This window comes from Sneathiella glossodoripedis JCM 23214 (genome assembly GCF_000616095.1).
Lineage (GTDB): Bacteria > Pseudomonadota > Alphaproteobacteria > Sneathiellales > Sneathiellaceae > Sneathiella > Sneathiella glossodoripedis.
Genome location: NZ_BAMS01000001.1, coordinates 1,237,498 through 1,250,021, shown reverse-complemented (window position 1 = coordinate 1,250,021; position 12,524 = coordinate 1,237,498). Strand labels below are relative to the sequence as shown.

General features: G+C 47.1%; 12 protein-coding genes, 1 tRNA gene and 2 pseudogenes. 8 read left to right on the top strand and 7 right to left on the bottom strand.

Annotated features, from left to right (window positions below):
* Positions 1-10 precede the first annotated feature (10 nt).
* The 7 genes and pseudogenes from JCM23214_RS26530 to JCM23214_RS06220 form a co-directional block, all read right to left on the bottom strand.
* Positions 11-193 (bottom strand): annotated as a pseudogene (locus JCM23214_RS26530) (DUF6538 domain-containing protein); the annotation flags it as partial.
* Between the two features lie 73 nt (positions 194-266).
* Positions 267-341, bottom strand: a tRNA-Gln gene (locus JCM23214_RS06245).
* Between the two features lie 66 nt (positions 342-407).
* Entirely contained in the window at positions 408-1,229 is an 822-nt protein-coding gene (locus JCM23214_RS06240) for a dienelactone hydrolase family protein (RefSeq protein ID WP_025898200.1), read from the bottom strand.
* A gap of 6 nt (positions 1,230-1,235) precedes the next feature.
* On the bottom strand, positions 1,236-2,093 hold the full coding sequence (locus JCM23214_RS06235) for a 4-(cytidine 5'-diphospho)-2-C-methyl-D-erythritol kinase (protein ID WP_025898199.1): 858 nt from the start codon (positions 2,091-2,093) through the stop codon (positions 1,236-1,238).
* Entirely contained in the window at positions 2,090-2,905 is an 816-nt protein-coding gene (locus tag JCM23214_RS06230) for a tetratricopeptide repeat protein (protein WP_025898198.1), read from the bottom strand. The genes JCM23214_RS06235 and JCM23214_RS06230 overlap by 4 nt, the downstream gene beginning before the upstream one ends.
* Positions 2,905-3,846, bottom strand: coding sequence for a tetratricopeptide repeat protein (locus JCM23214_RS06225; RefSeq protein ID WP_025898197.1), 942 nt, complete (start codon positions 3,844-3,846; stop codon positions 2,905-2,907). Before JCM23214_RS06225 ends, JCM23214_RS06230 begins: the two co-directional genes overlap by 1 nt.
* 129 nt (positions 3,847-3,975) lie before the next feature.
* Positions 3,976-5,625 carry an electron transfer flavoprotein-ubiquinone oxidoreductase gene (locus JCM23214_RS06220; protein ID WP_025898196.1) on the bottom strand — a complete coding sequence of 550 codons (1,650 nt, stop codon included), beginning with the start codon at positions 5,623-5,625 and terminating at the stop codon, positions 3,976-3,978.
* A 305-nt stretch (positions 5,626-5,930) separates the two neighbouring features.
* Between JCM23214_RS06220 and JCM23214_RS06215 the strand changes: the two genes are divergently transcribed.
* The 8 genes and pseudogenes from JCM23214_RS06215 (at position 5,931) to acuI (ending at position 12,523) form a co-directional block, all read left to right on the top strand.
* Positions 5,931-6,755, top strand: coding sequence for a uracil-DNA glycosylase (locus JCM23214_RS06215; protein WP_025898195.1), 825 nt, complete (start codon positions 5,931-5,933; stop codon positions 6,753-6,755).
* Between the two features lie 174 nt (positions 6,756-6,929).
* Positions 6,930-8,372, top strand: a complete 1,443-nt coding sequence (locus JCM23214_RS06210; protein WP_025898194.1) for a lytic transglycosylase domain-containing protein — start codon at positions 6,930-6,932, stop codon at positions 8,370-8,372.
* Positions 8,369-8,605 carry a lysozyme family protein gene (locus JCM23214_RS06205; RefSeq protein ID WP_025898193.1) on the top strand — a complete coding sequence of 79 codons (237 nt, stop codon included), beginning with the start codon at positions 8,369-8,371 and terminating at the stop codon, positions 8,603-8,605. Before JCM23214_RS06210 ends, JCM23214_RS06205 begins: the two co-directional genes overlap by 4 nt.
* Entirely contained in the window at positions 8,592-9,140 is a 549-nt protein-coding gene (gene moaB / locus JCM23214_RS06200) for a molybdenum cofactor biosynthesis protein B (protein ID WP_025898192.1), read from the top strand. Before JCM23214_RS06205 ends, moaB begins: the two co-directional genes overlap by 14 nt.
* Before the next feature lie 135 nt (positions 9,141-9,275).
* The gene (locus tag JCM23214_RS06195) at positions 9,276-9,638 is read left to right on the top strand and encodes a PilZ domain-containing protein (protein WP_025898191.1); all 363 of its coding nucleotides are present in this window, start codon (positions 9,276-9,278) and stop codon (positions 9,636-9,638) included.
* 36 nt (positions 9,639-9,674) lie between these two features.
* Positions 9,675-10,786, top strand: a pseudogene (locus tag JCM23214_RS19410) (PA0069 family radical SAM protein).
* 93 nt (positions 10,787-10,879) lie between these two features.
* Positions 10,880-11,527, top strand: a complete 648-nt coding sequence (acuR, locus tag JCM23214_RS06185) for an acrylate utilization transcriptional regulator AcuR (RefSeq protein ID WP_025898190.1) — start codon at positions 10,880-10,882, stop codon at positions 11,525-11,527.
* Between the two features lie 15 nt (positions 11,528-11,542).
* The gene (gene acuI / locus JCM23214_RS06180; protein ID WP_025898189.1) at positions 11,543-12,523 is read left to right on the top strand and encodes an acrylyl-CoA reductase (NADPH); all 981 of its coding nucleotides are present in this window, start codon (positions 11,543-11,545) and stop codon (positions 12,521-12,523) included.
* Position 12,524: the final 1 nt, after the last annotated feature.

Genomic DNA, 12,524 nt, shown 5'->3' with positions numbered 1-12,524 from the left:
CGACGAACTTACCTTCCAACATCCTACAAAGAAACGCAGCTTCATAGAAATCTCTGGTCTTCAGTGATAATCGAATTTCACTACGACCAAGAAAGGAAGGAAGTCTTCTCCTGTAATAGTACAGTGCACCTTTCTGGTACAAGTGAGGGGGGCGCTTTGTGGTACCTTTGTGGTACCTTTGTGTGACCTTCATACCGTAATTACCCATAGCTCAAGCGTTACGAAAAGCGCTCTTATTCAGGTATTACAAGGATATGAAGAAGGAGTGGCTGGGGTGGCAGGATTCGAACCTGCGCATGACGGGATCAAAACCCGTTGCCTTACCACTTGGCGACACCCCAATGCGGCCCTCTTTCTATATAAACTGTTCGGCAAGCTCAAGCCTTAAAATGACTTTATTCGGATTTTTATCGAAAAAGCTGTCGGTCCATGAATTGCAGCAGTTGTGTAAAGGCAATTGGTTCCAGTAAAACATTCAGCGCGTAGGACTGATGCAGCGTTACAGACTGATTGTTTGTATTTACAGACAGCAACCCTTCGCAATGTTTGATAGCACCCGTCTGCTCAGGCTTTGCGGCGGTGAAAACCGTGAATACCGGGCTGTCCCCAGAAACTATCGAGGCCCCGGTGTTATCCTCAATACAGGGCCAGTTTACCAGTATACGGCCCCGAAGACTGCTATCATTGATGCGCGCGACCAAATTGGCGCTTTCTTTTTGTCCGAGCAAAAAAATATTGTTTTCATCCACCCAAGACGCCGTTTTCAGCAGCCGCATTGCATAGACCAACTCGGCCTGCTTTAATCTTTGAAACTCAGCATCCGCCTCGTCTGTTTGTGTGCCCCTTTGACAGGGGGACAGCACATGCCTGCGTTGATGACTGGAAAGCGAAATGGCAACAAACCCCTGCTCTGCGAGCGCATGCAAGAGCCGGGGTGGACTGTCTTCAGAACAAGCTTCCAGAATTAAAATGACGGGCCAGCGTGTATTTGGTTTTGCGCCCGCAAGCTCATGCAAATCGGGGCCTGAGGGATTGGTTGTAATCAGGGATCCTGCAGATCCCCGCACCGGAACAGCAATACGTCCCCCCTGCCAAACCAACGCTTCATCTGAGATTACCGGGCTGTTGAAACGGACCGGTGGCTGAAAATTGCGTGAAGGGGTACTGCAGGCAATCAGCGACAGGGCAATCAGAATCAGATTGCAGTATATCCCCCCCAATCGCCTCATAAATTCCTACCCACCTTCGATAAATGTATCCTGCACCCACCACGCAGGTTGAAGTTTCCGAATTTGATCCCCTGCCTTGATACAATCATCTGCGCTGTCAAACAGGGCAAAGCAGGTTGCCCCGCTTCCACTCATTCTCGTAAGGAGTACACCGCTTTGCTGACTTAGGACGGCCAAAACATCCTCAATCACGGGTAACAATTCAATCGCCGGAGCCTGCAGATCATTTCGCCCACAGATAATGTCATCCAAAGTTACCGAACTTAGCGATAACGATGGAACCGGTCTCGCCTTCTTTTCCAGAAAATTCAACTGCCTGAATACAGTTGGTGTTTCGACCGCATGAGCGGGGTTAACCAACAGAATTGGCAGACCTGGAAATTGTTGAAGGGGCGTTATTTTATCGCCAATACCCTCCATCAACAGAGGCTTCCCCGTGACACAAGCCGGCACGTCCGCCCCAAGAGTAGCAGCCAGTTTCAATAACTCACCCTGTGAAATGTTCAGATCCCACAACCGATTTAGAAGAAGTAGAGTGCTAGCGGCATCAGCAGACCCACCTCCAATCCCGGAAGCGACAGGCAAATTTTTAGTCAGGGTAATTTTCGCGCCCAGCCCAACGCCAGCATAGTCCTGAACTGCTTTTGCAGCGCGCAAAACAAGGTTATCTGCACCAGTACCCAGCCCTTCGGAGAAGGGTCCTCTGCATTCAAGCTCCAAGTGATCGCTTTTTGAGACTGACAGTTGGTCACCGTATTGGGTGAAAACAACTACGCTCTGCAGGGTATGGTACCCGTCCACCCGGCGCCCTGTCACTTCAAGGGTCAGGTTGATTTTCGCCCGTGCTGTTACCGAATGGGTCATTTGGTTTTCTGATCAATCGGTGGCAGCCCGTTTTTTAACTTGTTTTGAATTAAAGGGATCTGATCTGGTTCGGGCTCCAGCCACAAAGCCCGTTGCCATTGGTAACGTGCCTCATCTTTTCGCCCGACACGCCAGTAAGCGTCGCCCAAATGGTCATTAATTGTCGGATCTTCGGGTTGTAGCGATACGGCCTTTTCCAGTTGCAAAGTCGCGTTTCTGAAATCTTCCACGCGATAGTAAAGCCAGCCGAGACTGTCAACAATATACCCATCTTGCGGCCGAAGAGAGACAGCTTTGATCAAGAGTTTTTTTGCCTCATCAAGCTTCTCACCGCGGTCCGCCCAAGAGTACCCCAGATAATTCAATATTTGCGGATGATCCGGGCGTAACTCCAGCGCGGCCAATAAATCTGCCTCTGCCTTCTCCCAGACCTTCATCCGCTCATAGGCAATACCGCGCGCATATAGAAGAGACCATAACCGCCCTTTAGCATCGCCAATATTATCAATTGCCTTGCTGTAAGCACGCGCAGCGCCGCCCCAATCTTTACGGTCACGACTCATATCGGCGAGGACAATTAATGGCTCAATTTCAGCAGGGTTTTCTTTTGCGAGCTTCTTTACACTGGCGAGCGCGTTATCTTCCTGGCCAAGTTTGTATTTCAACCAGGCGACACGAATCTGTGCATTCAGAAAATAGGGGGATTTTTCTGGAACCCGCTCATAATACTCCAGCGCTTTTTCATCCTGATCGCGATCTTCAAACAACTCCGCCAACAACACATTCGCAACCGTCAGGTCCGGCCGCAACATCAAGCAAAATACGCCATTGTAATTGCAGTCGAGCTTGCCTGCTCCTGCCCGATTATCGCAGCAGAACTATAAAGCGCCTCTGCCGCTCCCTCTAGTGGGTTGGAAATCAGCGGATTAATGCTTTTGCCATCCCCCACCAGTTCCAACAGCTTGTTGATTGTGGGGCTTTGTGGAAAGCGTTTTTTGTAGTCTTCGAACAGTTTTCTGGCGTCATCAGCGCGGCCTGTTTCAATCAAAAACGTGCCATAAGATTGCACCAGTCTGACCGATTGGCCGGACGGCCCTTTCAAAGCGGCCTCATACTGCTCTGCGGCCAGATCAACCATCCCGGCCTGATGCGCCAACAACGCCAGATGATAGGATTTAAGCAACTTGAAACCATCATATCGATCAAGTTGATCCAGACTTTCGATCGCCGCAGCCTGCTCGGAACTTGCTAGCAAGACCCAAGCACTCAAAACGGGTTTCAAAAGGATATTAATGCCACGTGGATCGACTTTTTGCAGCTCACCATATGCTTCTTCAGTTCGCCCTTCCTTGATCGCGTTCAGGATCACGACCAAGCGCGCCATTTCATTATCCCGATTATCTTCCTGAAGGATTTTCTGAGCCAACGTCAAAGCAGTTTGCATATTTCCGTTGGCGAGAGCGGATCGGAATGTGTAATCACGAAGGAGTGCATCCTGATCATTTCCCGAATAGGCTTTGTAGAAAAACCGATAAGCCTGCTCGGTATCTTCCTCACGAAGAGCGTGCCGTCCGGCAAGATATTGTCCCGCCAGAGTTTCGGGAATGTCCTTGGAGACGCCACCTTCATCCATAAAGACTTCAGGAGCATAATCACGCCCGGTGCCGGGCCCGACAGCCGAACATCCTCCGCCAATTAACAGCCCAACTCCTGCTGCCAATCTGATTAGTTTGCGGCCAATTTGCTGCGACATTTATCAACTGCCCCTGTTATCAAGACGATCTTCAACTTCATGCAATAGACATTAAAGTATATCCCACCGCTTGATAACAGAGATAATTACATTTTCAGTGATAACCAGTCATAAACAACCGGTTTTATCCTACATGTTTGGATAATTTGGGCCACCTGCACCTTCAGGAACAACCCAGTTAATATTCTGTGTCGGATCCTTGATGTCGCATGTTTTACAGTGAACACAGTTCTGAGCATTGATCTGCAACCTTGGATTTGATCCATCGTCGTCAGTCAGGAACTCATAAACACCTGCAGGGCAGAACCGCTGTTCAGGGCCTGCATATTCCTTGTAATTCACATTAACCGGGACACTGTCATCCTTCAGCGTCAAATGAATTGGCTGATCTTCTTCGTGATTTGTCGCGGAAAGGAATACTGAAGATGGTTTGTCGAAACTATAAACACCATCATATTTCGGATATTCAATTTTTTCACATTCGCTGGCCTTTTTAAGTTGCGAATGATCATCATGAACTTCGAAAGTCCATGGCTCTTTACCCTGGAACAATTTAAGAGAGATACCGGTATACAGTGTACCCGCCAGCAGCCCCCAACGGAATGCAGGTTTCGCGTTACGGACCTTATATAGCTCTTTGTAAACCCAGGACTGTTTGTAAAGTTCCGGATATTCCTCCAATGTCTTAACAGGGTTGTCACCGCCCTCTTTCAGCGCATTGAATGCAGCCTCGGCTGCCATCATGCCACTTTTCATTGCTGTATGTGTGCCTTTGATTTTGGGCACATTCAGGAAACCAGCTGAACATCCGATGACGGCACCGCCCGGAAACACCAGTTCCGGAACAGACTGGAAACCACCTTCGTTAATTGCTCGCGCGCCGTAGGCCACTCGCTTGCCACCCGCGAGCATCTCTTTCATCATTGGATGGGTCTTGAAACGCTGAAACTCATCATATGGCGACAGATATGGATTGCTGTAATCAAGCGCCACCACAAATCCGACATACGCCTGATTGTTTTCCAGATGATATACGAAGGAACCACCATAGGTATCTGACTTGAGAGGCCAACCAAAGGTGTGGAAAATAGTGCCTTCCTGATGCTTTTCAGGATCGAGGTCCCAAATTTCCTTAATACCAATGCCAAATGCCTGTGGATCACAATCTTTCCGCAGATCAAACTTATCAAAAAGCACCTTGGTCAGGGAGCCACGCACCCCTTCTGCAAACAGGGTATATTTTGCATGCAGTTCCATGCCGGGCTCATAGGTAGGTTTCTTCTCCCCGTCACGACCGACACCCATATCACCGGTTGCCACACCTTTTACGCTACCATCTTCATGATAGAGAACTTCGGCAGCCGCGAATCCAGGATAGACCTCTACCCCCATTTCTTCAGCCTGCTCTGCAAGCCAACGGCACAGGTTTCCGAGGCTGATGATATAATTGCCTTTATTGTGCAGGTCTTTTGGCAACAGCATATTCGGGAACCGCATTTCACTATGTTCCGTCATGAAATAAAATTTCTCTGCTTTTACCGGGGTATTAAGCGGCGCACCCTTTTCTTTCCAGTCAGGAATCAGTTCATCCAGCGCGCGCGTTTCGAACACGTTGCCAGAAAGAATATGAGCGCCGATTTCAGAGCCTTTTTCCAAAACGCAGACACTTAGATCAAGCCCGGCTTCTGCGCTTAACTGTCGTAATTTAATCGCTGCTGACAATCCTGCTGGACCGCCACCGACAATTACAACATCAAATTCCATAGATTCCCGTTCCATAACCAGCCTCTTCTAGCATCTACATTGGACTCAATATTCAGGCACTGTTTTTCGAAGATTACAATTTTCCCATGCGCACCTGAGTATGTTTTTTTTCACCGACACTATATTTTTTTTGCGGTGCGTCAATCCCGTTTTACAAATATATCGGCAGTTTTCTGCCCTTCCGTTGGGGAATTGAGCAAAATGCAACTGTGACTTGGAACGGAAAGACAAGATACGGCTGAAATTTCTAGTAATTTACGTCCAATAGTCAGAAAATTCATCCTGTGCCAGTTCTGTTTTTTGAAAAGGGCTGCTATGCTATGATCATGAAATCAGAACTGAGCGTTAAAGAAATACTGGACTTCTACCTTTCAGCAGGTGTGGATGAAACCATCACGGACGAACCTGTGAACTGGTTTGAACGCTCCACCACTCGCCCTGTTCAATCCCCCGCGAAAGCCCCCAAACCTTCCATCAGCATCAGTGCCAAGCTGCAATCCACGCTACAAAACCGGCCTAAACCTGCTCCGACAATTAATTTCACGGCCGCAATTGAGAGCGCGAAAAAAGCAGCGATGGAAGCATCCAGCCTGGAAGAATTAAGACAAGCCATCAAATCTTTTGAAGGTTGCTCCTTAAAGGCACTGGCAACCAGTTCTGTGTTTTCAAAAGGAAATGCGCAGTCTGAATTAATGATTATCGACCGCCCACCATCAGCGGATGAAGACCGTAGCGGCGAGCCTTTTTCTGGAGCTGCAGGGGAATTGCTGACAAAAATGCTTGGGGCCATTGGTCTTAATATTGAAGAACAGTATTTAATGGCCTGCCTTCCTTGGCGCCCACCGGGGGGGCGGATGCCTACACGCGAAGAAATTACCATATGCCGTCCATTTCTTGAACGCCATATCGAGCTAAAAGCACCCAAATTCATTCTTCTCTTTGGGGAGGCGGCAGCACTCACGCTGGATAAAAAAGAAGGCATTAATAAATTACGGGGAAAGTGGGAAATGGCACATATAAATGGAAAGGATTACCGCACGCTATCACTTTTCCATCCTGCCTTCCTGATCGAACATCCCGCTGCAAAAAAACATGCTTGGGCGGATTTTCTCAAACTAAAAGCTGCACTTTTGGAGCCATCATGATAGCTAGTGAGCCATCTGAACCTGTCTTAAGTTGGTGTTGTTTTGTTTAACTATTTAACCTGTAGATTTCCCTTGCTGCTCTCATCTTTGAAAAACTCAGCAAGAATATTAGCCACACTGTTTGCGTTAACGGTAGTAATTTCTCAAAGTCAGGCTCAGGAACTTCCACGCATATTGAGCGAATCCGACGCGGCTCTTTATGCAGAAATTTTCAATCTTCAAACAAACGGCGATTGGAAAAAAGCTGACAGGCTTATCAAAAAACTGGACGACAAAATCCTGCTTGGTCACGTCCAATATCAACGCTACATGCACCCAACCAAATATCGCTCCAGCTATCCTGAGCTACATATGTGGATGAAATCCTATGCTGATCATCCATTTGCAGACGATCTTTATCGTCTTGCCGTGAGCCGTCATCTATCCGATTGGAAACCAACACCACGCCCCAAACGCAAAGGCTACCTTGGTGGTACCGGTCCGGGGCAACCTTTTTTCGTCTCTCGCGCCTATAAAAGCAAACGGAAACGTTCAGCTCAGACCAATAACGAAGTTGCTCATGCCAAACGTGTTGTCAGACGATATCTGTATCGCGGCCAACCAACCCCAGCTTCGGAATATCTAAATCAGAAAAAAATCCTGAAATTGCTGGATGGGGTCGAAACAGCTCAACTTGAGGAAAAAATCGCGCAAAGCTTCTTTCTTTATGGCAAGGACAAGCTGGCAATAGAGTATGCTGATCGAGCCCTTAAAAAGGCGCCCTCCTTCACGCCACATGCAAACTGGACCGCCGGACTTGCCGCCTGGCGTCAGAACCAGATCACAAAAGCAGCTAAGCATTTTGTCGCACTGGCGAATACCAAACGGAAAACTGATTGGACCGCATCCCGCGCCAACTGGTGGGCATCGCGTGCATTCCTTAAATTGGGAGACCCTGTAAAAACACACGCTCATCTGTTGAAAGCAGCCAAATACCCACGAACTTTTTATGGTTTGTTAGCCCTGCGGCAGCTTGGGGTCAAAAAACCATTTAACTGGGAATTACCTCCGCTTAAGGAAGCAACGCTTCGTAAACTCCTGAAGCGCCCGGCTATCCGCCGATCACTGGCACTTAGCGAGGCTGGGCAGTATCATCTTTCTGAACGTGAAATTAGAACCGAATTTGCCTCAACTGGAACTGATAACGCTGCCATGCTTCTCTCGTTTGCGGAGCGAATTGGAGTTCCGTCAGTTGCTATGAGAATGGGATTATATTTGTGGGAATGGAAAGATCAGCCATGGGATGCAGCAATTTACCCACTGCCACAATGGGCACCAAAAAATAGGTTTAAAGTTGATCGTGCGCTTCTCTATGCTTTCATGCGGCAAGAATCTGGTTTCTACAGCAGAGCACAAAGCCCTGCTGGCGCCAAAGGCCTGATGCAACTCATGCCAAGAACAGCCAGCTATATCGCGGGCGACAAGTCTTTGCGAAACAGAAAAAACAATCGATTATTTGATCCTTCCTACAATCTAGAGCTCGGGCAGCAATATCTTTTGTATTTGATGCGCGACAATACGGTAGAAAATAATCTTTTTACCTCGCTATTGCATATAACGGTGGACCTGGAAATTTGATAAAATGGAAGAAGCGCGCAAAAGGTAGCGAAGATCCATTATTCTTTATCGAAGCCATGCAAAGCCGTGAAACACGTGGGTTTATCAAACGTGTCCTGACCAACTTCTGGATTTACAGGCATCGCCTTGGACAAGAACTTCCAGCTCTTGATGATATTGCACAAGGGCACTGGCCTGAATATCATCCACTGGACATTTTAGATGAAAAGGTAGCTGACAATGCCGGGAATTGATGAAAGCCGTCCCTTTATTCCTGTAAAAATTGCCGTATTAACTGTGTCCGACACTCGCGGTTTACAAGAAGATCGCTCAGGTCAAACCTTGGTTGACAGGATTGAAAAGGCAGGACACCTTCTTGCAGATCGAAAGATCATCAAGGATGAGATTTTGGAAATCCAATCCTGCCTAAAGGACTGGATTGCATCCGACGCTGTTGATGTTGTTATTTCCACAGGCGGCACGGGTGTTACTGGCAGGGATGTTACACCTGAGGCCTTTGAAGCCCTTTATGAAAAACATATCCCAGGATTTGGCGAATTATTTCGAATGCTGAGCTACCAAAAAATCGGCACTTCAACAATTCAATCCCGCGCAACGGCCGGTGTTACGGATGGTACATATCTATTTGCGCTTCCCGGCTCCACCGGAGCAGTGAAAGATGCTTGGGATGATATCCTTGTCCATCAACTTGACTACCGTTTCCTGCCCTGCAATTTCGTTGAATTGTTTGATCGCCTCAACGAACATCAAAAAAGAAGCAAAAGCTAACTGAAAGTCAAAGCCCGTCAGCGTATTTTCCGTATGAGAAAGTTTAGATAATTTTCATCAAGCTGATCACGGAATGTTAATAAATATACGGCTAAAATGCCCCTATCATCTATTGGGGGACACTTTCGCACGGCAATGGTCAAATTTTTCACTGTGGGTAAATACCGGTCACATAATCGTAAAGACCGTAGATTTGAACTTCCAAGGTTATCGCTTGTGATGGCTGGCAAGTCCTTTCAGACCTACGACTGGAGCCTGGGAGGATTTAGAGTTCGCGACTTTACTGGTCGCCCCCCTGTTGGAGAAGTCCTAAAAGTAACAGAGCTATCCTATGACCCTAGCCACCGACAAGCAGTTAACTGCAAAGCTACGGTAACACGGATAATTCTTGGCAAAAATCAGGTTGCCTTTTCTTTCAAAGAACTGGATGAAGCGGCGTTTAGTTTCCTTGAAGCAGCCAGCATTCATCGTCTGTCTATTTTATCCAGCAACGCCTAAATTTGTTCTTCATTTGTTCTTTTTTTACGCTATAATATGGATATGGCGTTTTTTCTGGCAGATAAAGCTAACACCCGGCGTGTAAAAGGTCGCGGTACTACGCAAAATCCTTCGGCGCGTTTTTTACAAGAGGAACGTGAAGTATTTTACGATGGGTGGCAGACTGAAATTTCAGAAGAGAGTAAACTTAAAACTCACGTCACAATCGAACACCCAAAATCGATAATTACTCGCAATCACTCACCTGATCTTCCCTTTGACCGATCCATCAACCCTATCGCGGCTGTGAACACGGTTGCATTTACTGTTTTGCGAGGCCGACACACGCCTATATGGATCTTTCAGCAGGCGTCGATTTTGAAAGTCAGCTATTTGCCAAACCAAATGCTGCCAACCTACTTCGCAAGGAACTCAGACAGAGAAATTATGTTTGCAGACCCATAGCGCTGGGAACCAACACCGACCCTTATCAACCAATTGAAAGACACCATAAGATTACACGGCAGGTTATTGAGCTGTTGGCAGATTGCAATCATCCCTTTACAATTACAACCAAATCAGATCTGGTGTTAAGAGATCTGGACATTCTGCAACCCTTGGCTGGCAGAAATCTAAATTGTGTAAGCATATCTCTGACAAGTTTAGACAACCGCCTGTCCCGAATTATGGAACCTAGAGCAAGCGCTCCCCATAAACGCCTGAATGCTATCAAAAAACTATCAAACGCGGGGGTAAGGGTCATTGTCCAACTGGCCCCCATCATTCCCGCAATCAATGATCAGGAAATTGAAGATCTGTTGCATGCAGCGAAAGAGCACGGAGCCAGTCAGGCGACAATGCTTCCCCTTCGCCTGCCATATGAAGTTGCTGGATTATTTGAAGAATGGGTCGGTGTGCACTTTCCTGACCGAGCAAACAAGATCATGAAGTTTGTTCGCGAAATGAGAGATGGCAAAGCAAATGATCCAAACTTTCATAGTCGAATGAGTGCGAAAGGCCCATACGCAGAAATCGCCCGAGCCAGATTTAACAAAACATCTAAAAATTTAGGATTTAAAGGCCGTAAATATGAACTGGCAACTGACCTGTTTGTCCCACCTGAAGGTGATGCAAATCAATTGGCTCTGTTTGGCAATCACCCTTCATAAAAATAGTTCCGTCTCGTTGCAGTAAGTTGAAGTTACAAACATAAAGCAATTGTCACTTGTTATTTTTTAGACGATCGGTCTATAAATACAGTCATGACAACAAATCAAACCATTAAGCGGAAAAGAGGCCGCCCACCAAAGCTCGCCGAAAACAGGCTGGAGACACGTGAACGGCTGATAAGATCGGGTATGTCCCTTTTGACAGAAAAAGGGTTTATTAGCACTGGTTTGACCGAGTTACTTTCAGATACGGGTATCCCAAAAGGCTCTTTCTATCATTATTTTGAGAGCAAGGAAGAATTCGGCCATGAGGTTCTTAAAAGATATGGCCAATATTTCGAAAATCTGCTGGATAAATATTTAACTGACGAGGCAGAGTTGCCCCTCGCCAGAATTGACAATTTTATAAAAGGGGCAACTGATTGGATCGAAAAGCACCGATTTACCCGTGGTTGTCTTGTTGGAAATTTGGGTCAGGAGGCATCTGGCCTGAATAAGGATTTTTGCGAGAGACTGGAAAATATTTTTCAGTCCTGGCAGGCGCGAATAGCAACTTGTCTGGAACAAGCAAAAGAGCAGAATCAATTATCTCCAGACATACAATCAGAGCAAATGGCTGCCTTTTTCTGGATTGGCTGGGAAGGCGCGATCCTAAGATCAAAACTTGTTAAATCACGTGCCCCACTACTTCTTTTCAGAGAAGTCTTTTTCTCGCAAATAACTCAAAATAAAAATCACTGACAAAGGAAAGGTCAAATGAAAGCAATACTGATCACCAATGATAACGATACCTATAATGCCCAGTTGACAGAAGTCGCAGAAGACCAATTGCCTGAAGGTGACGTAACAGTATCCATCGATTATTCCACATTAAACTACAAGGATGGTTTAGCCATAACTGGCAAATCACCGGTTGTTCGTAAATTCCCAATGGTGCCAGGTGTCGATTTTGCAGGCACCGTAGAGCAAAGTGCTCATCCAGATTACAAACCGGGAGACAAAGTCGTCCTCAATGGCTGGGGTGTGGGCGAAGTCCATTGGGGTGGGCTTGCCCAAAAGGCGCGGCTTAAAGGTGATTGGCTTGTCCCCTTGCCAGATCGTTTTGACAGTCGCCAAGCAATGGCAATCGGAACAGCCGGCTATACTTCAATGCTTTGCGTGATGGCATTAGAAAACCAAGGAGTTACCCCCAATGATGGCGACATACTGGTAACCGGTGCGGTCGGTGGTGTAGGTAGCGTTGCCGTTTCATTGCTGGCAAAGCTGGGATACTCAGTAATTGCGTCCACAGGCCGCCGCGAAGAGGCCGAGTATCTCAAATCACTTGGCGCGAAAGAAATCATCGACCGCTCAGAACTTTCTGAAAAAGGACGCCCCTTAGGAAAAGAACGTTGGGCAGGCGCAATTGATACAGTCGGAAGCCACACCCTCGCCAATGTATGCGCAAGCACCAAATACGGTGGTACGGTTGCAGCTTGCGGTTTGGCGCAAGGATTTGATCTTCCAGCCACAGTTATGCCGTTTATTTTACGTGGCGTCATATTGAACGGTGTCGATAGCGTAATGTGCCCACGTGAAAAACGTATCGAAGCCTGGAATAGACTGGCCAAGGATTTGGACATTTCGCATCTTGAAATGATGGCCTCTGAAATCCCCTTAGGCGACGCAATCGCAACAGCCAAATCCTTATTGGACGGGTCCGTTAAAGGGCGCGTTATCGTAAACGTAAATGCCTGAG